17 protein-coding genes are annotated in these 24,947 nt (G+C 61.0%); 8 read left to right on the top strand and 9 right to left on the bottom strand.

All coding sequences use genetic code 11. From position 1 onward, the window contains the following. Positions 1-6 precede the first annotated feature (6 nt). From V6617_RS09295 to V6617_RS09285, 3 genes are read right to left on the bottom strand one after another with little or no spacing between them, the layout of a single operon-like run. A complete protein-coding gene (locus tag V6617_RS09295) occupies positions 7-522 on the bottom strand; it encodes a cupin domain-containing protein (RefSeq protein ID WP_338606714.1) in 516 nt (171 codons plus the stop codon). Continuing rightward, entirely contained in the window at positions 522-2,054 is a 1,533-nt protein-coding gene (gene sufB / locus V6617_RS09290) for a Fe-S cluster assembly protein SufB (RefSeq protein WP_338606713.1), read from the bottom strand. Before sufB ends, V6617_RS09295 begins: the two co-directional genes overlap by 1 nt. Positions 2,055-2,071: 17 nt before the next feature. Next, on the bottom strand, positions 2,072-3,214 hold the full coding sequence (locus V6617_RS09285) for a cysteine desulfurase family protein (RefSeq protein ID WP_338606712.1): 1,143 nt from the start codon (positions 3,212-3,214) through the stop codon (positions 2,072-2,074). Positions 3,215-3,462: 248 nt separating this feature from the next. Between V6617_RS09285 and V6617_RS09280 the strand changes: the two genes are divergently transcribed. Both V6617_RS09280 and tyrS read left to right on the top strand, forming a co-directional pair. Beyond that, entirely contained in the window at positions 3,463-4,125 is a 663-nt protein-coding gene (locus V6617_RS09280; RefSeq protein ID WP_338606711.1) for an alpha/beta hydrolase, read from the top strand. Between the two features lie 164 nt (positions 4,126-4,289). Continuing rightward, on the top strand, positions 4,290-5,543 hold the full coding sequence (tyrS, locus tag V6617_RS09275; RefSeq protein ID WP_338606710.1) for a tyrosine--tRNA ligase: 1,254 nt from the start codon (positions 4,290-4,292) through the stop codon (positions 5,541-5,543). Between the two features lie 31 nt (positions 5,544-5,574). On the opposite strand, the gene V6617_RS09270 is transcribed toward tyrS, so the two are convergent. Further along, positions 5,575-9,048 carry a hypothetical protein gene (locus V6617_RS09270; protein ID WP_338606709.1) on the bottom strand — a complete coding sequence of 1,158 codons (3,474 nt, stop codon included), beginning with the start codon at positions 9,046-9,048 and terminating at the stop codon, positions 5,575-5,577. A 243-nt stretch (positions 9,049-9,291) separates the two neighbouring features. On the opposite strand from V6617_RS09270, the gene V6617_RS09265 reads away from it, so the two are divergent. Then, positions 9,292-9,771, top strand: coding sequence for a peroxiredoxin (locus tag V6617_RS09265; protein WP_338606708.1), 480 nt, complete (start codon positions 9,292-9,294; stop codon positions 9,769-9,771). 71 nt (positions 9,772-9,842) lie between these two features. Further along, positions 9,843-10,976, top strand: a complete 1,134-nt coding sequence (locus tag V6617_RS09260; protein WP_338606707.1) for a M23 family metallopeptidase — start codon at positions 9,843-9,845, stop codon at positions 10,974-10,976. Between the two features lie 7 nt (positions 10,977-10,983). On the opposite strand, the gene prfB is transcribed toward V6617_RS09260, so the two are convergent. The 4 genes from prfB to V6617_RS09240 form a co-directional block, all read right to left on the bottom strand. Continuing rightward, positions 10,984-12,106 (bottom strand): peptide chain release factor 2 gene (gene prfB, locus V6617_RS09255; RefSeq protein WP_422394776.1). Its coding sequence is split into 2 segments (ribosomal slippage): positions 10,984-12,039 and positions 12,041-12,106, totalling 1,122 coding nucleotides; the frame shifts between segments, so codons are not numbered across the junction. Between the two features lie 73 nt (positions 12,107-12,179). Next, positions 12,180-14,597, bottom strand: a complete 2,418-nt coding sequence (locus V6617_RS09250) for a penicillin-binding protein 1A (protein ID WP_338606705.1) — start codon at positions 14,595-14,597, stop codon at positions 12,180-12,182. Positions 14,598-14,723: 126 nt separating this feature from the next. Beyond that, positions 14,724-17,201, bottom strand: a complete 2,478-nt coding sequence (locus V6617_RS09245; protein ID WP_338606704.1) for a response regulator — start codon at positions 17,199-17,201, stop codon at positions 14,724-14,726. Between the two features lie 68 nt (positions 17,202-17,269). Then, positions 17,270-18,559, bottom strand: a complete 1,290-nt coding sequence (locus tag V6617_RS09240) for an N-acetylmuramoyl-L-alanine amidase (RefSeq protein WP_338606703.1) — start codon at positions 18,557-18,559, stop codon at positions 17,270-17,272. Between the two features lie 526 nt (positions 18,560-19,085). On the opposite strand from V6617_RS09240, the gene V6617_RS09235 reads away from it, so the two are divergent. Beyond that, positions 19,086-21,683: a ribonuclease E/G gene (locus tag V6617_RS09235; protein ID WP_338606702.1), complete on the top strand. Its 2,598-nt coding sequence runs from the start codon at positions 19,086-19,088 to the stop codon at positions 21,681-21,683. A 53-nt stretch (positions 21,684-21,736) separates the two neighbouring features. Here V6617_RS09235 and V6617_RS09230 read toward each other — a convergent pair whose 3' ends face one another. Beyond that, entirely contained in the window at positions 21,737-22,879 is a 1,143-nt protein-coding gene (locus V6617_RS09230; RefSeq protein WP_338606701.1) for a pyridoxal phosphate-dependent aminotransferase, read from the bottom strand. 239 nt (positions 22,880-23,118) lie between these two features. Here V6617_RS09230 and V6617_RS09225 point away from each other — a divergent pair, with 239 nt between their 5' ends. From V6617_RS09225 to aroQ, 3 genes are all read left to right on the top strand, one after another. After that, the gene (locus V6617_RS09225; RefSeq protein ID WP_338606700.1) at positions 23,119-23,991 is read left to right on the top strand and encodes a DsbA family protein; all 873 of its coding nucleotides are present in this window, start codon (positions 23,119-23,121) and stop codon (positions 23,989-23,991) included. A gap of 2 nt (positions 23,992-23,993) precedes the next feature. Further along, a complete protein-coding gene (locus V6617_RS09220) occupies positions 23,994-24,350 on the top strand; it encodes a DUF2087 domain-containing protein (RefSeq protein WP_338606699.1) in 357 nt (118 codons plus the stop codon). Positions 24,351-24,482: 132 nt separating this feature from the next. Next, a complete protein-coding gene (aroQ, locus tag V6617_RS09215; RefSeq protein WP_338606698.1) occupies positions 24,483-24,920 on the top strand; it encodes a type II 3-dehydroquinate dehydratase in 438 nt (145 codons plus the stop codon). Positions 24,921-24,947: the final 27 nt, after the last annotated feature.

Here is a 24,947-nt window from a genome sequence, read left to right as displayed (position 1 = left end):
GGGTGCTCATTTTTCGTCTCCGATATTTTCGCCGTCGAGATACTCGACGCTTGTTTCTTCTCGACCGATAAAGCGGAAGCGCCGTCGTTTTGTGCCTTCCACAGGGCGGCTCATCACCTGAAACTTCCCGCTGTCGGGATATTCACAGACATCGACATCCGCCTTGGACGAAATCACCAGATATTTGAGCGTTTCCGTCCCGGTATTGATCAATTGGTGCGCGTAGCTCGCATCGCCCATGGGCGCGCCGAGCACGTCGCCACCCTTCACCTTGTAAATTTCTCCGCCGAACCGGTATTCGCCTTCGCCGGAAAGGATCACCAGCATTTCGTCTTCGGCATGATGCACGTGATAGGGACATGCCGTCTTTCCCGGCGCCACTTCGGTATAGGCGCAGCCCAGCCGCGTCAGTTGGAGGATATCTCCCACATACGCATCGTGAGATTCAAACCAGCCCTGGTCAGCATTCCGCTCGAGTTCGGCCTCCGACAGGCGCAGAACAGGGTTGTAAGACCCGGTCATCAGCCCACGCTGCCTTCCAGCGAAATCCCGATTAGCTTCTGGGTTTCGACCATGAACTCCATCGGCAGATGCTGCAGCACGTCGCGAACGAACCCGTTGACGATCAGCGCCACGGCTTCTTCCTCGCTCAACCCGCGCTGCAGGCAATAAAACATCTGGTCGTCGGAAATCTTGGACGTGGTGGCTTCGTGCTCGAACACCGTCGAGGAATTGCGGCTTTCGATGTAGGGTACCGTATGCGCCCCGCACCGGTCGCCGATCAGGAGGCTGTCGCACTGGGTAAAATTGCGCGCGCCCGTCGCCCGGCGATGCGAGGACACCTGTCCGCGATAGGTGTTGTCGGAATTGCCCGCGGCAATGCCCTTGGAAATGATGCGGCTGGACGTGTTCTTGCCCAGATGGATCATCTTGGTGCCGCTGTCGACCTGCTGCTTTCCGTTCGAAATTGCGATCGAATAGAATTCGCCGCGCGAACCGTCGCCGCGCAGGATGCAGCTTGGATACTTCCAGGTGATCGCCGAGCCGGTTTCGACCTGCGTCCAGGAAATCTTGGAGTTCTTGCCCCGGCAGTCGCCACGCTTTGTGACGAAATTGTAGATGCCACCCTTGCCGTCCTTGTCGCCGGGATACCAGTTCTGGACCGTCGAATATTTGATCTCGGCTTCGTCCAGCGCCACCAGTTCGACAACCGCGGCGTGCAGCTGATTTTCGTCGCGCATCGGTGCGGTGCAGCCTTCGAGATAGCTCACATACGAGCCTTCTTCGGCAATGATCAGCGTGCGCTCGAACTGGCCCGTGTTCTTCTCGTTGATGCGGAAATAGGTCGACAACTCCATCGGGCAGCGGACGCCCTTGGGGATGTAAACGAACGAACCGTCTGTAAACACGGCCGAATTGAGCGTTGCATAGAAATTGTCGGTGACCGGAACGACCGAACCGAGATACTTCTTGACCAGTTCGGGATGCTCACGCACCGCTTCGGAAATCGAGCAGAAGATGATGCCGTGCTTGCCAAGCTCCTCGCGGAAGGTGGTGACCACCGAAACCGAGTCGAACACCGCATCGACGGCGACATTGCTGCCAAACGGCGTGCCCGCAGCCGCGTCATCCTCGCCCTGCACGCCAGCCAGAATTTTCTGCTCAGAGAGCGGGATGCCCAACTTCTCGTATGTCCGCAGCAGTTCGGGATCCACATCGGCAAGGGATTTGGGTCCCGTGGTGCTCTTGGGCGCCGAATAGTAATACTGATCCTGGAAATCGATCTGTGGGTAGGAGACACGCGCCCAGGTCGGCTCTTCGAGCGTCAGCCAGCGCCGGAACGCTTCAAGCCGCCATTCGAGCATCCATTCGGGCTCGTTCTTTTTGGCCGAAATGAACCGGACGGTATCCTCGTTGAGGCCCTTGGGCGACTTGTCGGATTCGATAATCGTCTCGAAGCCGTACTTGTACTTGTCGACGTCGAGCGCCAGCACCTGATCAACCGTATCGCGGTCGATGTTTTCCTTGAGGGTCGGAATGTCATAATCGGACATCAATAAGTCTCCTGGTGCTAAGCTGCAGCGCCGTTACGGCGATGGCGGCTCAGAACGGTTTCAAACGCCGAAAAAAAGGCGTCAATTTCCTCGGTGGTCGACGACCAGCCGAAACTGACCCGAAGGCCGCATTCACTCAAATCGGGAGCCACACCCATCGCGCTGAGCACATGGGAACGCCCCACCTTGCCCGACGAGCATGCAGAACCCGACGAAACGGCGATGCCGGCCAGGTCCAGGCTCATCATCGCCACTGTATTTTTTATGCCCGGCACCGCGAAATTGACCGTGGTACCGACCCGCTCCGCCCCGCGCGAAAAGATCACCGCGTCGGGCGCAACAGCAAGCAGCCGATCTTCAAACGCATCAACGAGCGCCGCCGACCGATCCGCTTCAAAGGCCGCGCTGAACGCTTCACATGCCGCCCCGAACCCGGCAATCAATGCCGCCGATTCAGTGCCGCCCCGCCGGCCCTGTTCCTGCCCGCCACCGGGGATAAGCCGAACCGTGTCCGCATGCCCCTTGACCAGCAACGCGCCAACACCGGCGGGCCCGCCAATCTTGTGGGCCGATATGGCCATCATATCGGTAGCGGACGACGCAAAATCCAGACCGCGTTTGCCAAAAGCCTGCACGGCATCGATGACAAGGATATGGGGCGTCGGGCCAATCAGCGTTTCGATCCTGCCCCGCGGCTGGACAACACCGGTCTCGTTGTTGACCCAGGATACGGCCACCAGCAGCTTCTCGCCCGCCGCATCGGCGCTTTCGACCTGACGGGCCAGTGCGTCCAGATCGATGATTCCGTTTTCATCGACCCCGACCACCCGAACCGAAACGCCGGACGCTTCAGCCGCTTTCAGGGCCGCCGCATGGTCGGTTGCGCAGACAACGACCCGATCGATCGCGAACGCCTTGACGCCCCCGACAATCGCCTGGGTGATTGCTTCGGTCGCCGAGCCGGTGAAAACCACCTGCTTGGCCTCGGCCCCCGACGCCTTGGCAACCTTGTCCCGTCCATCATCGATGACGGCCCGCAGCGCCCGTCCCGGACCATGCACCGACGAGGGATTGCCCACCATTTCGAGCGCAGCCAGCATCGCGGCGCGAGCGCGCGGCAGCATGGGCGCCGAAGCGTTATGGTCGAGATATACGCTCATCGATCCGTCAACTCGCCGCTCTCAAACCCAACAAAAGCTCGCTGCAGCAAACAATCCTTGAAATTCGACTCGCTCCTTAAGTAAAAGGAGCGCTCGAATGCGCCGGGAACTCCGGCCAAAACCCGTTTGGAATTATTCTAAACTGGTATTCCAAGTCAGTTTTATGGACACCTGCACCATTCGTCAAGCCGGGTCCGCGGGTGCATGCCTCCCATGCAGTGCCGAACTAAGCATAAAGGTAAGAGTCAATGCCTGAAGTGATTTTCAACGGACCCGAGGGGCGTATCGAGGGCCGGTATCAGCCGGGCAAGGAGCCCAACGCACCCGTTGCGATCATCCTTCATCCTCATCCCCAGTTCGGGGGCACGATGAACAACCAGATCGTCTATAATCTCTTCTACATGTTCGTGCAGCGCGGCTTTGCGGTCCTGCGCTTCAATTCGCGCGGCGTCGGGCGTTCACAGGGCCTCTTCGATCACGGCGTTGGCGAGCTGTCAGACGCAGCGGCAGCGCTCGATTGGCTGCAGGCCATCAACCGCGAGAGCCGCGGCTGCTGGATCGCCGGATTCTCGTTCGGCGCCTGGATCGGCATGCAGCTTTTGATGCGGCGTCCCGAGGTCGAGGGCTTCATTTCGGTTTCCCCGCCGGAAAATCTCTACGACTTTTCGTTCCTGGCCCCCTGCCCGTCGTCCGGCCTGATCATCCATGGCGACAAGGACCGCGTGGCCCCGCCCGAATCGGTTCAGAAGCTTGTCGACAAGCTCAAGCTCCAGAAGGGCATCACCATCGAACAGCAGATCGTTGAGGGCGCCAACCATTTCTACGAGAACAAGGCCGACGAATTGATCGAAGCATGCGGCGAATATCTCGACCGTCGCCGGGCCGAGATCGCCGCCGGCGGCGGACGTTGACCCCTGCGATCGTTCTGGAGCGCTTCCGACAAGAGAGGAGCCGCTCCGGACAGTCTGCGAATCTCATCCTGGGCGTAAGGGCGCCCCATTGACGGGATGATTTCGAGCCAAACCCGCCCGGCAAATGGCTGCCGGGCAGCTTCAACGCTCTGGAATCAAGACCAATGACCCAGTTCAAATCCGAATTTCTCAATACGCTCTCCGAGCGCGGCTTCATCCACCAGATTTCCGATCCCGACGGGCTCGACAAGAAGTTCTCGACCGAGATCGTGACCGGCTACATCGGCTACGATCCGACCGCGGCATCGCTCCATGTCGGCCATCTCATGCAGATCATGATGCTGCACTGGATGCAGAAGACCGGCCATCGCCCCATCGCGCTGATGGGCGGCGGTACCGGCATGATCGGCGATCCCTCCTTCAAGGACGAAGCGCGCAAACTTCTGACCGTCGAGGGCATCTCCGCAAACATCGACGGCATAAAGCAGAAGTTCGCCAATTTCCTCGACTTTGGCGACGGCCCCCAGGACGCCGTAATGGCCAACAACGCCGATTGGCTGCTTGAGCTTGGCTACATCGAATTCCTGCGTGACGTCGGCCGTCATTTCTCGGTCAACAGGATGCTCAGCTTCGATTCCGTCAAGCTGCGTCTGGATCGCGAACAGTCGCTGAGCTTTCTCGAATTCAACTACATGATCCTGCAGGCCTACGATTTCGTAGAGCTCAACAAACGCTACGGCTGCACTCTGCAGATGGGCGGCTCGGATCAATGGGGCAATATCGTCAACGGGCTCGATCTCGGGCACCGCATGCTCGATACCCAGTTCTACGCCCTCACCTCGCCCCTGCTGACCACGGCGTCCGGCCAGAAGATGGGCAAGACCGCCAACGGCGCCGTCTGGCTCAACGCCGATGCGCTTTCGGTCTATGATTTCTGGCAGTACTGGCGCAACACAGAGGACGCCGACGTCGAGCGCTTCCTAAAGCTCTTCACGACCCTGCCCCTCGATGAGATCGCCAGGGTGATGGCCGGTGTCGCCACCGACATCAACGAGGCCAAGAAGGTGCTGGCGACCGAGGTAACGGCGCTGGTTCACGGCCGTCAGGCCGCCCAGGACGCCGCCACAACCGCCGTCGCGGTGTTTGAGGCGGGCCAGCTCGATCTCTCGCTGCCGACCATCCAGATCGGCTGGTCGGCCCTGCGCGGTGGTCTGGGCATCCTCGCCGCGACGGTCACCGCCGGCCTGGCGTCGTCCAACGGCGAAGCCCGTCGCCACATCCAGGGCGGCGCACTCAAGGTCAACGACCAGACGGTGACCGACGACAAGATGAGCCTCGGGCAAGAGCAGGTCTTGAGCGAGGGCGTCATCAAGCTCTCGATCGGAAAGAAACGCCACGTACTGCTCAAGCCCGTTTGAATGAAAGAGCCGGGGGACGCCCCGGCTTTTTTCAATTCTGAGGCTGATTGGCCGATCGGTATTCGAACAGGGTGCGAAAGACGCCCGGCGCCAGGATCGAGACCGGATTGATCAGCAGGTCCGGTTGATCGAGCGGTCCACGAACGGCAAAGGTCACCCCGAGCAGCCCCTCGCCCTCGCGCCCGCCAAAGATCGGTCCGAGAACCGGAATCTGCTGGAAGAAATTGTTAAGCCCGAACAGCGGCACATAGGTTCCCGCCAGGTCGTACTGCCCGGCGTCGGTCATGATGTTGCCCCGGATCGTGCCACCCACCGTATCACCGTAAATCGCTGCCTCGACCAACTCGATACGATCGCTGAACCGAACGAACTCGACCCGGCCATAATCGAATTCCATCGCCGATGCGCCCGCGAGAACCTCCTGCGACTCGTCGTGTGAGCCGACGATAGCGTCGAGATTTTCTTCATCCACAACGGCAAAATTGCGCACGACGAACTCGCCCGTATCGGTTTCCGAACTTTCGTCGTACCGCATCACCATACTGCCCTCGCCATTCACGAGGCGCGGATAGATACCGACAAATCTCAGCGTTTCGCCCAGATCGTTGGTCGCATAGGAAATGATCCGCCCGCTGGGCAAGGGATTGGTCGTGGCCGAAGCCGACCGTCCGCTCCCGAACTGGGTGGCCAGGTCCACGCTGCGCAATTGCTCACCCATGACCGAAAGATCCAGATCGACATTGAACGCCACGGTGCCGAAATAGCCCAGCGCACGGTCGAGATTGACGCTCACATCGAACATTTGATCCTGCAGGTCCTCGCTCGCACCCGCCGCATCGTCGCCCTCGAGATTGAAGAACCGCTTGAGCACCGGTTTGAGGTCGAGTTGTTCGCCGCTGATCGCCAGCGCATAGCCCCCCTCGACCGGGGTCATGGACACCTGCGCATTATCGTCCGCACTGATCTGGAACGTGGAAAAATCCGCTGAAACGAGGGCCCCGTCCGCGCCGAGACCCAATTCCCCCTCGAGCCGGACAGTGCCGAAATTGAGGGCGATGTCGGAAACGGCGATGTCCTCGCCCCCCAGCGAAACAATCGCCTCAAGTCCGCCCGCCACGCCCTGCGCCTTGCTGATCCCGATATCGCTGATCGCCAACGATGCGTCCGTGAGATCGGCCTGCACCTCAATCGCGCCGTCATCGCGCGGGCGCGCCACAACGCGCACCGTCCCTCCCATATATGGGGAAAGATCGATGCCCAACTCTGCCGCATCGGCAACGCTCAATGTCGATGCAAATGCCAGTTGCGGTGCGCCACCTCCGCTCTGTTCGGCTTCCAGATCGACCCGCGCCTCGCCCACGCTGGCTGCGCCGACAACCCGAAATCCCGCCTGCGAAGCGGTAAAGGTCAGATCGGCGTCGGAAAAGTTTACGCCCTGGATCGGCCGGGCGCTGGCCATATCGGAAATCGAGCCGTTAAGCGCATAATCGGTGCCCATCAATTGCCCGGTATCGTCGGTTTCGATCGTCGCAATGACCGTCCCCGCGACCGAGCCGGTCAAATCCTGCGCCAACGCGCCCGGATCGATCCCGAAATCGAAATCCTCGAGAAGGTTGAGCGTATCGCTCGTCACAACGTCCAGAATGGCCGGCACCGGTCCCGATACGTCTCCGGAAATCTCGAACACCTGCTCGCTGGCGGAAACGTCCTGGTTGATATAGGCCGCATTTGAAATCGAGACCGCATCGCCGAATTCCGTGAGGCTGGCCCGCTCGAACGCCATGGTCAGTTGATTGTCGCGCATGGTCAGGCGCGCTTCGCCATCCACCTGAAACTCCGGCACACCCTCGAGCGGCCGCAATTGCACTCCGTTGCCAACAAGATCGATCTTCAGCGCGCCCTCTGGCATCGGCCGCGGCTCCCCATCCAGCGCAATGGTGCCAACCGGAAACCGGAACCGCATATCGGCGCTCGCCACAGTGCCATCGGCAACATAGGCGGTGAACCACTCCCGGCCCTCTGGCGCAAACAGGTAGGGCCACAGCCGCTTGATATCATCGGCCGATGCGCCCCGCCCGCTCAGCGACACATCGAGCCCCACGCCTTCGCGTACCATGTCGAGCCGGCCCTGCATGACGACGCTGACATCATCTTTTGCCACAACCATGCGATCGATGCCGACCGCACCGTAAAGCGGCGCCGACCACCCTTCATAATGAATTTCCTCGAACGGCTCGGACGGAGCATCGAGATCGTCTGGATGCAGCCACAAATCCCGCCCACGGAGCGACATCCCGAGCGTTGGCCCGAACTGCTCGTCAAACCCCATGACGATATCGCCACCGATCGTTCCCCTGCTCTGACCCACGCCGACTTCGACGTCGGCGATGGAGAACAGCGATTGGTCAGGATACCAGTCCACTGCAAAAGGCTCGACGGAGACCTCGAACAGGTCCTCGTTGAGCCGCAACTGCGTTCCGTCGATGTCGATGACGAACTGCCCGGACTGGACACGGCCCCGGGAGCCGGCCTCCAGCGCGACCGACAGACCCAGATTCCCGGTTCCCCGCAGCGCGGCCAGACTGTTGGCATCGTCAAGAAAGGGAATGATCGTTGAAAAATCGAGGTTCCTGATGTCCGCTTCGATCGCATTGCCCTGCGCGTCGCTCTCGCGCACGATTTCGCCTTCCATGGTCTGCCCGGCGATCCTGGCCGCAAAATCGGCGGCCACGCGCCCGTCTATGCGGCCCGAGCGTACGTCGAGATCGACACCCTCGAAGGATCGGTAAAGCCCGTAGACCGTATCGAGCATGCCGATCGATCCGTCGCGAATTTCAAAGCGCCGCACCTGCCCCGCCATCGCCTGCTCGGCAAGCTGGCCAAACGCTTCATCGAGAGCCTCGACATTGGCCACCAGCCAATCATTGTCCGAGCGCAACCCGATGTCCCCGGCCCCGCGCTCCCCAACAGAAATGCCATAATCGCCAATCTGCACGTCAGGCGCCCGCTCGCTGCCCTCGATGACACGAACCACGGTCTCGCCGGTGCCTTCGGCCTCGAGAAATTCGAACCGTGAGAGCCTCGGGCCAAGCAGGTCCTGCACCATCTGGAAACGGGGCTCGATCAGGATGACACGCGCCTCTGGCCGCCCGACCAGCAGCCCCAGGGGCGAGAGCCCTATTTCCAGCGCATCGGCCTCGATGACGGCGTCGGAAGCCCTCTCGGTCAGGGTGACCGTCGAGAGATGAAAGCCCACGCTGACCGGCCCGGTGAGCGACAACCCGAAATCGCGCCAGTCGACGTCGAAACTGTCATCGATGATTCCCGCCACTTCGCTCTTGGCCCGGTCCGAGAGGAAAGCGAGCGATATCGGGCCAAACAGCAGACGCACATACAGCAGGGCAAAAAGGACAACCAGTCCGATGCAAAAAAGGGCAAGAACCTTGAGCGCCAACCATCGCCTGGGGCCGAAAATGGTTCGCCTGGGACGTGTCGTCTCACTCACTGTCGGATGCGGGTCCCATTAGAGCGTTTCCAGGACAGGTAAAATCCCCTTATCCGGTGCGGAAGCGCGACAAAACAAAGACTTGGATCGTTGCACCGTTTTTTTTTGGAAACGGCAAAATGATCTGGAAATATGTGCCAAGGCCAATGCCGCAGAATCGGCTATCAAAGCTGTCTCTCGCCGACCATATCGGCTTGAATATGGCACAGATACCCTGCCGCGCCCTGTGGACAGGGAAAATTGATGGAAAAGGCCAGCCCGATGACCACCCTGTCCACCGGCAAACCCGCGCCAGATTTCACCCTTAAAACCGACGCCGACACATCGTTTGCGCTTGCCGACCAGCGCGGCAAATCGGTCCTGATCTACTTCTATCCCCAGGCCGACACGCCCGCCTGCAACGATCAGAATCTTTCCTTCACCGCCAACGCCCCATGGTTTGCAGAGCGCGATATCGTCCTGGTCGGCATATCCCCCGACAGCGTCGAAAAACTCGCAGACTTCCGCAAAAAATACGCCCTGACACCCATCCTGCTGTCAGACCCCGACCACAAGGCAATCGACCCCTACGGCGTCTGGGGCGAAAAGAAAAATTACGGCCGGACCTATCTGGGGCTTATCCGTTCGACCGTTCTGATCGACCCCGAAGGCAAGATCGCGCAGGTCTGGCCCAATATCAGGGCCAAGGGGCATGTCGAGCGCGTGATGAAAGCCGTAGGTTAGCCCCGCATTAACCATGACCCTGCATAATTGCTGATGTTTGATGTAAGAATTGCGTCATCGGGGGACCATCTGTGCCATCGGGGGATCAGTCGATAGAGCTTGGCAGGCAGAAAGCCAGGCCCGGCAGGCGTAGCGCGGGCGCATATCCGCTGCTGGTCGGAGTCGTCACGCTGCTTCTTGTCACCAACGCCGTAACGGGCCTCGCCCTCTATTTCGCCCCTGAAATCAATGGCCTCCTGCGCGAGGACAACACCACCCTCTTTACCGCCTACGAACAGCGCATCACCGAATTGCGGCTCGAAGTGGACCGGCTCCATTCCCGCCAATACGCCCAGATGGGCGATATGAACCTGCAGATGCACGAACTGGTGCAACAGCAGGAAGTGCTCTCCGAACAGCATGAATATGTCCGCGCGCTTACGGAAATGGCCCGCGAAATGGGTGTTGGCAGGCAGGATGGGACCGCCGACACCATGACGACCGGATCGGTTGCCGCCCAGCCTCAGGCTTTTGCCGGCGACACGGCCCTGCTGGCCGAAACCCTCGTCTCCATGCAGGAAGAGACCCGCATGGCGCTGGTTTCACTCTCCGATGCCGCAACCCTCTCGACCAACGAAATCGTTTCGGGGTTGCGCGGCATAGGCATTGAACCCGAACTGACGGCCGACGGCGTCGGTGGCCCTTTCATTCCGGCCGATGGCGAGCCGGGTTCGATAATCGATGAGGCCAATGCCGTGGCAGACGCGCTGGCACGCTACCAATCGGCCCGCCGCGCTCTGCTGAACGCGCCGATCCAGCCCCCGCTCGACGGCACGGCCACCATAACCTCGACGTTCGGCAATCGGACCGACCCGTTTCTCAAACGCGCCGCATTCCATTCGGGGATCGATTTCCGCGCCGCGACCGGAACACCCGTGATCGCCGCCGCAAGCGGAACCGTCAGCTTTGCAGCAAACAATGGCGGATATGGCAAGATGGTCGAAATCGACCACGGCAACGGGCTGACCACCCGCTATGCCCATATGAGCCAGATCGGCGTCAGCGTCGGCCAGACGATTGCCGGTGGCCAACAGCTTGGCCTCGCCGGCTCCACCGGCCGTTCGACCGGCCCGCATGTGCATTTTGAAGTCCGCAAGGCCGGCAGCGCCATAGACCCGTCGCGCTTTATTGCCGCCGGACGCACGCTCGCTGCCTATCTGCAATAGCCCGGCGTCAGGCCTCTTCCTCGTCCTTGTCCGCACCGACGCGCTGAGCCAGCGATGCTTCCATGAACGGGTCGAGCGCGCCATCCAGCACATCGGCCGGCGCCGTGCTTTCCACCTGCGTGCGCAGATCCTTCACCAGCTGATAGGGCTGGAGCACATAGGAGCGGATCTGGTGCCCCCAGCCGATCTCGGTCTTTGAAGCCGCTTCGGCACTGGCCGCTTCCTCACGCTTTTGCAGTTCGAGTTCGTAAAGCCGCGCCCGCAGCATGTCCCAGGCCTGCGCCTTGTTCTTGTGCTGGCTGCGTTCGTTCTGGCACTGCACCACGATTCCGGTGGCGATATGGGTGATACGCACCGCCGAATCGGTGGTGTTGACGTGCTGGCCACCCGCGCCCGATGCCCTGTAGGTATCGATCCGCACATCGGATTCATTGACGTCGATATCGATCGAGTCATCGATCACCGGATAGACCCAGACGCTCGAAAAGCTCGTATGCCGTCGCGCCTGGCTGTCATAGGGCGAAATGCGCACCAGCCGGTGCACGCCGCTCTCGGTCTTGAGCCAACCATAGGCGTTGTGGCCCTTGATCAGGATCGTCGCGCCCTTGATCCCCGCTTCTTCGCCGGCGCTGTATTCGATGGTCTCGACCTTGAACCCACGCCGTTCCGCCCAGCGCGTATACATGCGGAACAACATCTGCGCCCAGTCCTGGCTCTCGGTGCCTCCGGCCCCGGAATGGACCTCGAGATAGCAGTCATTCGCGTCCGCTTCGCCGGACAGCAGGGTTTCCACCCGCATGCGGGCAGCGGTGCCCTTCAGCTCGACCAGTGCCTTTTCGGCTTCGGAAACGATCTCCTCGTCGCCCTCGGCCTCACCGAGTTCGATCAACTCGATATTGTCGCTGATCCCGGCTTCGAGCGTCTTGACCGTGTCGATGGCGCTTTCGAGCGACTGACGTTCGCTCATCACCTTGCGCGCTTCTTCCGGATCGTTCCACAGATCGCCCGATTCCGAGCGGGCGTTCAGTGCGTCGAGGCGTCTTTCGGCTGTATCCCAGTCAAAGATGCCTCCTCAGCAGGCTTAGGGCCTGCTTGATTTCGTCAACAGTCTTGAGAACGTCTGCGCGCATAATTCCGTCCGTAGTTCTATTCGCTGGCTGACTTAGCGGCATTGAAAGCGACAATCAACCGCTCGCCATCTCTTTAAAACAGAGAACCCGCTCCAAACGCCGGCTGCTGGTTCGCGCCGGTCTGCACGTTGTCGAAAGCCTGGGAATTCACCCCGATGACCGAGGTCATCAAATTCGGCCCCGTCCCTGGCTTGAACGCTTCCTGCACGCCTGAGCCGCCCGCGACGATGCCGACCCCGGTTGCAGGATCGATCCAGTCCCTGTGCATACCCTCCGGCACCTGAAACCGCGTCGGCGGGACGCCTTCGAGCGCCGTCGAAACGAAATCGGCAAAGATCGGCGCTGCCAACTCGCCGCCCGTCGAACTCGATCCCATGCTGCGCGGCGTGTCGTAACCGACATAGACCCCGACCGCCAATTCGGGCGTGAACCCCACGAACCAGGCGTCCTTGTAATCGTTTGTCGTCCCGGTCTTGCCGGCAACAGGCCGGTCGACCGCACGAACCGCCGTTCCCGTGCCGCGCTGAACCACGCCTTCCATCATCGATGTGATCTGATAGGCCGTCATCGGATCGAGCACCTGCGCGCGGCTGTCGATAATCATTGGCGCGGCCTGCCCGTGCCAATCTGCCTGCTGGCAGGTCTCGCAGATCCGTTCGTCGTGACGATAGATCGTATCGCCATACCGGTCCTGGATGCGGTCGATCAGCGTGGGCGTGATCCGGCGCCCCCCATTGGCAATCGTCGCGTAGGCCGCCGTCAGCCGCATGACCGTGGTTTCGCCAGCACCCAGCGCCATGGCAAGAACATGGGGCATGTCGTCGTAAACGCCGAACAGCCGCGAATATTCCTCGATCATCGGCATGCCCAGATCGCGCGCCAGCCGCACCGTCATCACATTGCGCGAAAGCTCGATGCCGCGCCGCAACGTCTGCGGCCCATAAAACTGCCGCGCGTAGTTCTCCGGCTGCCAGACCGAGCCATCGGCATTGACCACTTCGAGCGGTGCATCGAGGATCACGCTGGCCGGCGTATAGCCATTGTCCAGCGCCGCAGCATAAACGATCGGCTTGAACGATGACCCCGGCTGGCGCATCGCCTGCGTGGCGCGATTGAACTCGCTCTCGGCAAACGAAAACCCGCCCACCAGCGCCAGAACGCGCCCCGTCCTGGGATCCATCGCAACGATGGCGCCCTCGATCTCGGGCACCTGGCGCAAGGTATAAACCCCCTCTTCGCCCGCCACCGGTTCGACGTAAACCACATCACCGACGCTCAAGAGCTCGCCCAGTGGTTCGCTCACCCAGGTAACGGCCGAGCCCGGCAGTGTGCCTGTTATACGCTCCGAACTGACCCGCCCGTCCACATCGATCATCGGCCGCAGACCGATCCGGGCCGAGTTTGCCTCCGTCTCCAGAACCACGGCCAGCGTCCACTCGGGCACGTCCCCGAGCGGAGAAATGCCCGCCAGCGCGCCGCCCCAATCCTCGCCGATCTCGATGGTGTCCTCGACGCCGTGAAAGCCCCGTCCCTGGTCGAAGTCGATCAGCCCATCCATCAGCGCCTTGCGGGCATGAAGCTGCATCTGTGGATCGAGCGACGTGCGCACCGACATGCCACCCTCGTACAACTCGTCGAAACCATAGAGCGAGGCGATCTGACGCCGGACTTCCTCGGTAAAATATTCCGCCGAATAGAGTTGCGACCCTGCCTGGCGCGGAATGACGTTGAGATTTTCGGCCTTGTATTCAACAACCTGTTCGGCGGTGATGTAGCCATTCTCCGCCATACGATCGAGCACCCAGTTCCGTCTCTCGATCGCCGCTTCCGGGTGCCGGAAGGGATGGTAATTGGATGGAGCCTTGGGCAGCGCGGCCAGATAGGCCGCCTCGGCATAGGTCAACTCATAGAGCGCCTTGTCAAAATAGTTCAGCGCCGCCGCAGCCACTCCGTACGAGCCGAGCCCGAGATTGATCTCGTTGAGATACAGCTCAAGGATTTCGTCCTTGGTGAAGGTGTTTTCGATCCGAAGCGCCAGGAGCGCTTCCTTGATCTTGCGGTCCCAGGTCTGGTCCGACGTCAAAAGGAAATTCTTGGCCACCTGCTGGGTTATCGTCGATGCGCCGACCAGATTGCCCGAACTGCCGTCCACCATCTGCACGACATTGTCGCGCGCCGCGCGAAACACGCCGGCCACATCGATGCCGAAATGGGAGTAGAAATCCTTGTCTTCGGCCGAAAGAAACGCCTCGATCACCATCGGGGGAATGGTCTCGACCGGCTGGAACAGCCGCCGTTCGCGCGCAAATTCCGCAAGCAACACGCCATCGGCGGCATGCACCCGCGTCGTCACCGGCGGCTGATAATCCATCAGCACGGTATAATCGGGCAGATCCTCGTTGAGCACGGCCACATACCAGGCCACGCCTCCCAAAACGATCAGGCCGGAAAAAACGCCAAAGCCAAACAGCCAGCTTAAAAGTCGAAACATTGAGTTCTCACACGGGCCAGCGCCCAAACCTTCACGCCATCCCCGCGATTCCCAAGCGTATCAGAATCGCAGGCAATTGTGCGCGCAAACCCCTTTAAGATAAATCAAAACGGTGTGTGCGGCCCATCAGCCCCTGGAGGCCCGCCCCAGCGCTTGGGCAATGCTGCGATCATCGAACGGCTTGGAGAGCACTTTCGCCCCCGGAACGACATCGCCAGCGCTCACGCTGTGTCCCGTCGCCAGAACGATCTGGATGTCCGGATAATCGCGATGGACCGACCACGCCAGATCCTGCCCCGACATGCCGCCAAGCCCGATATCGGCGACCAGAACGTCCACCCTCTCGCTCGCCAGCAATTCCAGCGCCGTTTCCGCGCTGGAGCATTCGAGCACACTCATGCCCAATTCCCGAATCATGTCGGCTGTAGCCATACGGATGAGGGGGTCGTCTTCCACCAGCAGCACCGTTTCCATCACGGCTCCGCCCTTTTCGACCGCCGAACGAACAACGCGGCCCCTTTCGGCCAGCACCTGCCGCACGCGGCGCGCCAGAGCGTTCCGTGTGTAGGGTTTTGACAGCAATTCCACCCCGGTATCGAGCCGTCCGCCATGAACGATGGCGTTTTCGGTATAGCCGGACGTGAAAAGCACCGCGAGGTCCGGAATGGTCCGTTGCGCCTTGCGGGCCAGTTCCGGGCTCTTGAGCGGTCCGGGCATGACCACGTCGGTGAACAGCATGTCGATGGCAGCGCCGCTTTCGACGATTGCCAGGGCGCTTTGCGCATCCGACGCCTTGAGAACGCGGTATCCCAGGTCCGAGAGCATTTCGACGACCGTGGCGCGAACAGCCTCGTCGTCCTCGACAACCAGTATGGTCTCGCTGCCTCCCGTAATCGGCCCCAGATCGGCGGGCCGCATGGCATCTTCGACCTGATGGGTCCGCGGCAGATAAAGCTTGACGGTGGTTCCCTCACCGGGCTCGCTGTAGATCTTGATGTGCCCGCCCGATTGCTTGATGAACCCATAAACCATGGACAATCCGAGTCCGGACCCATGCCCGTCTGACTTGGTGGTAAAGAACGGCTCGAACACCTTTGCGAGAACCTCGGAAGGAATTCCCGTCCCCGTATCGGTTACGGCGATCACCACATACTGGCCCGCCGCCACCTCCTCGTGCTCCATCGCATAGGCGTCATCGAGAAACGCGTTGCCGACCTCGATGGTCAGCTTGCCGACCCCCTCCATCGCGTCGCGGGCATTGATCGCCAGGTTGAGCAAGGCGTTCTCGATCTGGTTGGGGTCCACCATCGTGTTCCACAGCCCGCCCGAAGCCATGGTTTCGACCTCGATCTCTTCACCGAGAACACGGCGCAGCATATCTCCCATGCCATTGACCAGCCGACCCACATTGAGGGCCTTGGGCTCGAGCGGCTGTCGCCGGCCGAAGGCCAGCAATTGGCCGGCAAGTTTGGCTCCACGCTCGACACCGGCCATGGCGTTTTCCAGCCTCTGCCGCGCACGCTCATTGCCCTCGACATCGCCATGGAGCAGCTGGATATTGCCTGAAATCACCTGCAGCAGATTGTTGAAATCGTGGGCGACGCCGCCGGTGAGCTTGCCCAGCGACTCCATCTTCTGGGCCTGCTGAAGAGCCAGTTCCACCTGGCGGCGCTCTTCGATGGCGTCGGCCACGCGCGCCTCGAGGCTCTCGTTGAGTTCCTTGAGCTTTTTGGATGCAACGATCTCATCGGTCACATCATGGCCCTGAACGAAAATTCCCGCTGTCGATCCATCGTCCGCAAGAATGGGTTGATAGACAAAATCGAGGTAGCGCTCGACAAGGCTTCCATTCTCTCCAGCAGCAAGGCTCACCGGCACCTGCCGTCCCAGATACAGCTCGCCTGAGCGATAGACGCGGTCGAGAATTTCGACGAACCCCTGGTCAACCACCTCGGGCAGCACCTCGGCAACCGACTTGCCAACCACCTCACGCCCGCCGACAACCTGTTCGTAGGCGGCATTGGCCATGGCAAAGACGTGCTCGGGGCCCCAGGATACCGCCATGAACCCCGGCGCCTGTTCAAACAACAGGTTCAGCCGCTTGACCTCGGCCCCCAGCTTGTCGTTGAGCGCCTGGACTTCCCTTGCACGCTTGAAAACCGCTGCCTCCACGGCCTCGCCCTGTCCAGCCGGCAGTGTCCGGGCCGCCGAGCGCAACACATGAAGCTCGGTTACGTCGGTGGTATGCTGCAGCACATAGCTTGTTTCGCCGTTCGCGCTGGCCAGTGGAACATGCGTTGCCGACCAGTAAAGCTGCTCGACCGTGCCGCCACGGTCGATGTCGTACTGGATGAGCGGCAAATGATCGGCGGTCCCGCCCGCAAATGCACGTTCGAGCGACGACCGCAATTGCTGATAGCTGGGGGACCCGGGTTCACTCGGAAAAGCGTCGAACATCGATTTGCCAATGATCGAATCAAGAGTTCGTCCGGTGACCTCGAGATAGGCCGAATTGGCCGAAACGATAACCAGATCACGATCGAGGAGGACGTAGGGATTCGGCGACTTTTCGAAAAGCGCCTGAAAATCTATGGGCGGGGTCAACTTGGCGAATTCCTGAAGGGTCGCGCAGTGTTAGCGCGCATTCTTGCCCGAATCAATGCGACGGGCGTCTAGAATTGACCATCAAAATAAACCGCGACACCACGCGCCAGCGCCGCCGCCACGCGGTCGAGCCATGCATCGGTCGTCAGGTTGGCCGTATCATCGGAATTGGAGAGAAAACCCAGCTCGATCAGCACCGAGGGAATGTCGGGAGAGTTGAGGACGAAAAAGTCCGCCTGCCGCAGCGGGAAACGCCGCAACTGGACCGATGGCTCAAGCTGCTCGATCAGCGCCTGCCCGGCAAGATAGGACTGCCGCCGCGTCTCACGCGCCAGAAAATCGACGAGCACGTCGATGGCGCCTTCGTCTTCGGGCGGCGAAAACCCCGCTATCAGATCGACCCGGTTTTCATTTTCGGCCAGCACGCGGTCCAGATCGGTTGTCGCCAGATCGCCGCGCGTATAGATCGACGCACCGCGCACATCCTGCTGATCGAAGGAGTCCGCGTGCAGCGAAATAAACAGGTCCGCCTGGTTCTGCCGCGCCAGCGCAACACGTTCTGAAAGCGTCAGAAACGTATCTGTGTCCCGCGTCAGCGCCACATCGAACCGCCCGGTTTCGACCAGCAGATTTTGCAGCTTGAGCGCAAAGGCCAGAACGATTGTCTTTTCCTCGAGCCCGTTGGTCGCTCGTGCGCCGCCATCGACGCCGCCATGGCCGGGATCGATGATGACGAGAGGCCGCACACTGTCGACTGCCGTCGCGGTTTCACCCGGCGCGGTTTGCGCGCCGTCGAGTTCGGCGGGTGGCGTTTGCTGCTCGGCCTGCTCCGCCTGCTCGACCTCCGGCTCGGCACCTCTGATATTGGCCGCGAAATTTTCGGCCGTATCGGGAACCAGATCGATCACCAGCCGCGCCGGCTGGTCTTCGAAAGCGTCGAGAATATAGGACTGCTGCACCTGTGCCGGCCCGGCAAGCGAAAGCGTTACCCGAACACGCTCGTCACCCGGTGCCTCGACGCTGTAGGCACTAACAAGGCCGTCTCCGGCCGGCTGATTGTCCTGACCGCCTTCCCCCGCCTGGCCGCGCAACTCAACAACAACGCGCATCGGATCGGCTGCCGTATAAACGGCAAATTCGGTCGGTGTCGTCAGATCCAACACCAGCCGCGCACGATCCTGCGTTGCCGTGACGCGCGAGTCGAGCAGCGCAGGGGCCGCTGGCCCGGCATCGCTTTCAGCCGCTTCCGCGGCAGGCTCGGGCGCGGAATTTTCCTGCGCCAGACCGGCCGGGCCATTGAAAATGGCAAACGCCAGAAGGAAAAAAATCAGCTTTGCGCGCACAGCCGGGACGATCATCGAAAACTCCAGTTCGCGCGCACCTTATGCGATTCTTGGGCGGAAATAGGCAAGCCCCGGCTTGTACTTCACGTTCACAAACGCCACATCCCATCAATCGAGCGTCAGGGCCATTGGCTATTGCCAATTTCCGGGAACACTCGTAAGGACTGTAATGCGGTGCTCCATAGAGTCTGCGCCCAGGCCCGTTATCGCCGCCGGTGTATTTGCCGGCCTCGACATACCGGACGTGTGACGCGCGACTTGCACCGAGACACGAATATCGGATTCGCCGGTTTTGAGGCGTTCCGACTGGCAAGGCCGGTGTGGCCGAGCCTCTAAGGACGAGGTCGAATGGGTTTAACTCTGGCAATCGGCACGATCGATGTTCCGGCGCGCCACAGCCCGCTGCCCCATTCCTTGACCCCTACCCTTCCCAACGACGCCTCTGGCGTTTTCACAATACTGTCATACGCCTCGCATGGCGCTGGCCGCCCGTCACAAGAACGGTCCGGGCCCGGCGCGCGAGCGCGCGGAGTTTTAGTTTATGGCCACAAAAAGAATGCTGGTGGATGCCACCCACCCGGAAGAAACGCGGATCGTCGTTACCACTGGTAACAGACTCGAGGAGTTCGATTTTGAATCCGCCGAACGGCGGCAGCTAAGGGGCAATATCTATCTCGCCAAGGTGACGCGGGTCGAGCCTTCCTTGCAGGCTGCTTTCGTTGACTATGGCGGCAATCGCCACGGCTTCCTCGCCTTTTCCGAAATTCACCCCGACTATTACCAGATTCCCGTCGCCGACCGCGAAGCGCTCATGCGCGACGAGGAAGAAGCCAATGAGCAAGAGGCCGATCTCATCGATGATGAGGCCGAGAGTGCCGAAGGCGAAGATGACGTCGCCGAGGACAACGGCGACGAATTCGACACGCCGCGCGAAACCAAGAAGGTTGAGCAGATCGGCGAAGGCGATGCCCTTGAAGATCTTCAGGAGCGCCCCCGCCGCAATCAGCGCCGCTACAAGATTCAGGAAGTCATCAAACGCCGCCAGGTTTTGCTGGTCCAGGTCGTCAAGGAAGAGCGCGGCAACAAGGGCGCCGCGCTGACCACTTATCTGTCGCTGGCCGGCCGCTATTCGGTCCTGATGCCCAATACGGCCCGTGGTGGCGGCATTTCGCGCAAGATCACCAGCGCCGCCGACCGCAAGCGTCTCAAGGAAATCGCCACCGATCTCGAAGTCCCCCAGGGCATGGGTGTCATCCTGCGCACGGCCGGCGCCTCTCGGACCAAGGCAGAGGTCAAGCGCGATTTCGAATACCTCATGCGCCTGTGGGAAAACGTACGCACGCTGACGCTCGAGTCCTCGGCGCCATGCCTCGTTTATGAGGAGGGCAGCCTGATCAAGCGCACCATCCGCGACCTTTACAACAAGGACATCTCCGAAGTCCTTGTATCGGGCGAGGCCGGATATCGCGAGGCCAAGGATTTCATGCGCATGATCATGCCCAGCCATTCCAAGAATGTGCAGGTCTATAAAGATGATGCGCCGATCTTTTCGCGTTTCAATGTAGAGTCGCAACTCGACTCCATGTTCCATCCGCAGGTGACCCTGCCCTCGGGCGGCTATATCGTCATCAACCCGACCGAAGCGTTGGTGTCCATCGACGTCAACTCGGGTCGCGCCACCAAGGAACACAATATCGAGGACACAGCCCTCCAGACCAATCTGGAAGCGGCCGAAGAGATTTCCCGCCAGTTGCGCCTGCGCGATCTGGCCGGCCTCATCGTCATCGATTTCATCGACATGGAAGAGCGGCGCAACAACCGCTCGGTTGAAAAAAAGCTCAAGGACTGCCTCAAGAACGATCGCGCCCGTATCCAGGTCGGCCACATCAGCCATTTCGGCCTGATGGAGATGAGCCGCCAGCGCATCCGTTTCGGCGTTCTCGAATCCTCGACCCACACCTGCCCCACCTGCGCGGGCACCGGTCTTGTGCGTTCGGTTTCCTCGCTGGCGCTGATGATCATGCGCGCTATCGAAGACCATGTGCTGCGCAAGCCGGGCCAGTCGATCAATGTCAACATGCCCGCCGAAGTCGCGCTCTATATTCTCAACACCAAGCGCGAAACGCTGACCGCGCTCGAAGCCAAATACGGCCTTTCGATCACCGTTTCCGCCCAAAGCGGTCTTCTCGGCTCCCAGTTCAACATCGAACGCGGTGAGGCGCGCGCGCCTGTCGCGGCCGCTCCGGTCCAGCACATCCGCGCTGATGCGGCCTCCATGGACGACTACGAGGAGTCCGAAGACCAGGAAGAAGAAGTCGTTGAGGCCGAAGCTGAGGTCGAGGCCGAAGACGACACATCCGGCGAAGGCAATGGCAACCGCAACAAGCGCCGCCGCCGCCGTCGCCGTGGCGGCAAGGAAAACGGCGCGATCCAGGCCACCGACATTGCAACGCCCGACGCCGAATCCGGCGATACCGAGGACGAGCCGCGCGCCGATGCCACCAATGAGGACGACGACGACCAGCCGCGCAAGCGCCGTCGTCGTGGCCGTCGTGGCGGGCGCCGCAACAAGCGCCCCAATGAAGGCGTTGGCACCGATCAGGATACGGAATCGCTCGGTGATGCCGACGCCATGAACGCTGTCGAGGAGCGCGAGCCCGCGATAGCCGCTCAGGCCGAGGACGTTCCCGCGCCCGACGCCGCACCTCAGACCGAACCGGTCCCTGAGGTTGCCGAAGCCACTGAGGAAAAGCCCAAGAAACGCCGCACCCGCAGGACGACGAAAGCCAAGGCCGTCGAGCCGGATTCGGTCGCCCAGGAAGCTGTGGAGGGCGCCGAGGAAGCCCCCGCCGCCGAGCCTGCGCCAGCCCCCGAAAAGCCGGCCCGCAAGCCCCGTGCTCCGCGCAAGAAGAAGGTCGAGGCCGAGGCTCCTGTCGACGAAAAGCCCGCCCAAGCGCCCCAGCAGGACAACACCCCTGAGCCTGCTGCCGAGCCCGAGCCCGCAACGGAAGAGCCCGCCGCCAGCCGCAAGAACAAGGCGGTGCCGCCCGATGAAATTCTCGTTTCATCGACCAGCGAGCCGACAGAGGAAAAGCCCAAGAAGGCCGGTTGGTGGCAGCGCCGGCTCGGCCTGGGCTGAACGGATCCCACACAAATAAAAAGGGCGGCAAAGCCGCCCTTTTTTATATCCCGTTATGGCTGGAGAAATTTGCCCATTCGCTCGAGCGCCATCGCGATGCTTTCGGGCGTTCCGGCATAGGAAAACCGCACATATTTGTGCCCGTCCGTCCTGTCGAAATCCTGCCCCGGCGTCGCGGCGACGCCAGCCTGATCGAGCATGCGCAGGCAAAAATCCATCGTGTCATTGGTAAAGGCCGACGCATCCACATAGGCGTAAAATGCCCCGTCCGACGGCTCGGCCAGCCCGAACCCCATCGCCTTGAGCCCCTCTGACAGAACCAGCCTGCTCCCGGCGTACTGGTCGCGCCGGGCATCATAATCGTCCCGCGCTTCCATCGCCGCCAGTGCCGCACATTGGGACACGCTCGAGGCCGAAATGAACAGGCTCTGCGCCATCATCTCGGCCCGGCGCACCATGTCTTCGGGCAGCACCAGCCAGCCGATCCGCCAGCCCGTCATGCAGTAATATTTGGAAAAGCTGTTGACGATCACATGGTCATGGGAAAATTCGAGCGCGCTGGCGTCCCCGCCCACATAATTGAGCCCATGGTAAATCTCGTCGGAAATGAACCGCACACCGAGCCGGTCGCAACACGCGATGATGGCCGCCAGCTCGTCTCGCTCCAGCACTGCCCCGGTCGGGTTGGCCGGGCTCGCCACAAGCAGCCCCTCGAACGGCGATTTTTCATAGGCAGCTTCGATATCGGCCGCCGTCAGCCGCCATCCATTGGCCGGTGAAACCGGGATCTCGACGCTCCCCAGATTGAGAGAGGCGATGATATTGAGATAGGCCGGATAGCCCGGCCGCGTCACCGCTATGCGCTGTCCCGGCGCAAATCCTGCCAGAAAGGTCAGGATGAACCCGCTCGATGAACCTGTGGTCACCACAACCCGCTCGGGCGAAACCTCGACACCATGCTGCTCGGCATAATACCGGCTCAGCCTCTCGCGCAGCGCCGGCATGCCCTTGGCCGCCGTGTAGCCCATGGGGCGGTCCAGACAGTCGCGAACCGCATCAAGCACGCGATCGGCCGGTTTGCCGCCCGGCTCCCCGATTTCGAGGTGGCACACTGTCCGCCCCTGCGCTTCCAGCGCCTGCCCGCGCGCCATCAGTTCAAGGGCGTAAAATGGGCGAATCGAATTGGCATTCATCATTTCAATGTCCGCTTGTTCTTTTCGGCAGCCCGCACCCGAACCGCCACGCTTGCGTCAATCCATACTATATCAGTATATCATTATCATATAACGCGTTAAATTAGCAAATAATGCTAACTTTCGATCAATTATTAGCATTTCGATCCAACACAAGCATTTGTTCGCTTCCGCGGTTCATTGCGTCTAGCCCCCGAACCCTGCTTACGGTAAACCCGCCATGACGCGATAGGGAGTTTCTGATGCAAAAAGCGATCAATCTCGGCCTTGCTGCTGCCGTGGCTCTGCTCGGCGCGGGTCTCGCTTACTCCATCGCAACCCGTCCCGAGCCCGGCTTGAGCCAGACCGAGGTCGAATCCCTTCTCGCCCAGGCCGCGGCGGACCAGCCAGTTCAATCGCCGGCGACACCACCCGCCGAGACGATCGACACCGCCACCATCGGCCCGGTCATCGAGGACTACCTCCTCGCCAATCCACGCCTGCTCGAGCGCATGTCGATCGAATTGGAAACCCAGGTTCGCGCCGAAGAGAGTGAGCGCGCCCGCATCGCGCTTGCGGCCCTGGAAGACGAAATCTACAACGACCCCGCCAACATCGTGCTCGGCAATCCCGATGGCGATGTCACCCTTGTCGAAATGTTCGATTACAATTGCGGCTATTGCCGCCAGGTCGTCGCCGATGTGATGGCTCTGGTCGAGGAAGACCCCAATCTGCGCGTCATCCTCAAGGAATTCCCCATCCTCTCGCAAAGCTCGGTCGATGCCGCCCGCATCGCCATTCTGGTTGGCCGCGCCGATGTCGATTATCAGGATTTCCACACAGCGCTGTTTTCCGCGCGCGGTCAGGTCGACACCCAGGCCGCCCTTGCCGCTGCCGAATCGCTGGGGCTGAGCCGCGTGTCGCTGGAGCTCGAAATGACCGCCCCCGATATCTCCGACGCCCTCCAGCGCACCTATACCATCGCCCAGGCCCTCGGCATTTCAGGCACGCCCACCTTCATCATCGGCAACGAAGTGATCCCCGGCGCCCTGCCCAAAGCCGATCTGGTCCGCCGCATCGAAGCCATGCGGGAGTGTGGCTCGACCGTTTGCACCGACAGCGCTCAGGACGGCTGACAATGCCGGCCGAGCATCAGCCCGACCCCGCTAGTGAAAAACGCATCACCCGCACCGCGCGCTGTTTCGATGCAACCGGTCGCCTCCTGCGCTGGCCCTCCCGCCGCGCGGATCAGGAACTTGCGCTCTGGGTCATCTGGTCGCAAATGCCCGACGATGGCCAGCTTTCCGAGCTTGAAATCAATGCCATGCTGCGCACCTGGCACGATTACGAGGACTACGTCCTGCTCCGCCGCGAACTCTGCGACCTCGATCTGTTGCGCCGCACCCCCGATGGCCGCATCTACCGCCGCATCGCCCGGGAAATGCCGCCTGAGGCCGAAGCCCTGCTGGCCCGCATCCAGGCAGAGCCCGCTTAAGGACGTTCCCTTTGCCTTTTCGGTGCATTTCGTATAACGCCAGCTTGAATTGCCAGCCATGCTGGCCCAAAAAGCTCTAAAAAGGCGCGTTTGCCATCATTTTGGCGCTTCGGACGCGACACGATAAGGCATATGGCAAAACGCGTACTGATCCTCAACGGACCGAACCTCAATCTCTTGGGCACGCGGGAAAAATCGATCTATGGCGGCGATACGCTGGCCGATATCGAGGCGCTGTGCCGGGAAACCTGCGAAAAGCTCGGCATGGCCTGCGATTTCCGCCAGTCCAACCATGAAGGCGAACTGGTGGACTGGATACAGTCGGCCCGCAAGACGGCCGATGCGATCGTCATCAATCCCGCCGCCTATTCCCACACCTCGGTGGCCATCCACGATGCCCTGCGCACGCTGGACCAGCCTATCCTCGAGGTTCACCTGTCAAACATTCATCAGCGTGAACCCTTTCGCCATCATTCCTACGTATCTGCAGTGGCAAAGGGCGTAATTTGCGGTCTGGGCCCAAGAGGCTATACGCTGGCCCTCGAGGCCGTCGCCGAAATCCTGAATTGAAAAAGACCCCAAACGGGTCGGTGGAGA

This window comes from Pelagibacterium nitratireducens (assembly GCF_037044555.1).
GTDB classification, from domain to species: Bacteria; Pseudomonadota; Alphaproteobacteria; order Rhizobiales; family Devosiaceae; genus Pelagibacterium; species Pelagibacterium nitratireducens.
Note: the sequence above shows the minus strand (reverse complement) of the source record. Positions and strands in the feature narration are given on the sequence as shown.

Bases quoted from the DNA above. Each gene is read 5' to 3' on its own strand.
- V6617_RS09285 (WP_338606712.1), bottom strand. From the start codon at position 3,214: ATGAGCGTATATCTCGACCATAACGCTTCGGCGCCCATGCTGCCGCGC.
- V6617_RS09265 (WP_338606708.1), top strand. From the start codon at position 9,292: ATGGAAAAGGCCAGCCCGATGACCACCCTGTCCACCGGCAAACCCGCG.
- V6617_RS09225 (WP_338606700.1), top strand. From the start codon at position 23,119: ATGCAAAAAGCGATCAATCTCGGCCTTGCTGCTGCCGTGGCTCTGCTC.
- sufB (WP_338606713.1), bottom strand. From the start codon at position 2,054: ATGTCCGATTATGACATTCCGACCCTCAAGGAAAACATCGACCGCGAT.
- V6617_RS09235 (WP_338606702.1), top strand. From the start codon at position 19,086: ATGGCCACAAAAAGAATGCTGGTGGATGCCACCCACCCGGAAGAAACG.
- V6617_RS09240 (WP_338606703.1), bottom strand. From the start codon at position 18,559: ATGATCGTCCCGGCTGTGCGCGCAAAGCTGATTTTTTTCCTTCTGGCG.
- V6617_RS09230 (WP_338606701.1), bottom strand. From the start codon at position 22,879: ATGATGAATGCCAATTCGATTCGCCCATTTTACGCCCTTGAACTGATG.
- V6617_RS09250 (WP_338606705.1), bottom strand. From the start codon at position 14,597: ATGTTTCGACTTTTAAGCTGGCTGTTTGGCTTTGGCGTTTTTTCCGGC.
- aroQ (WP_338606698.1), top strand. From the start codon at position 24,483: ATGGCAAAACGCGTACTGATCCTCAACGGACCGAACCTCAATCTCTTG.
- V6617_RS09280 (WP_338606711.1), top strand. From the start codon at position 3,463: ATGCCTGAAGTGATTTTCAACGGACCCGAGGGGCGTATCGAGGGCCGG.
- tyrS (WP_338606710.1), top strand. From the start codon at position 4,290: ATGACCCAGTTCAAATCCGAATTTCTCAATACGCTCTCCGAGCGCGGC.
- V6617_RS09220 (WP_338606699.1), top strand. From the start codon at position 23,994: ATGCCGGCCGAGCATCAGCCCGACCCCGCTAGTGAAAAACGCATCACC.
- V6617_RS09295 (WP_338606714.1), bottom strand. From the start codon at position 522: ATGACCGGGTCTTACAACCCTGTTCTGCGCCTGTCGGAGGCCGAACTC.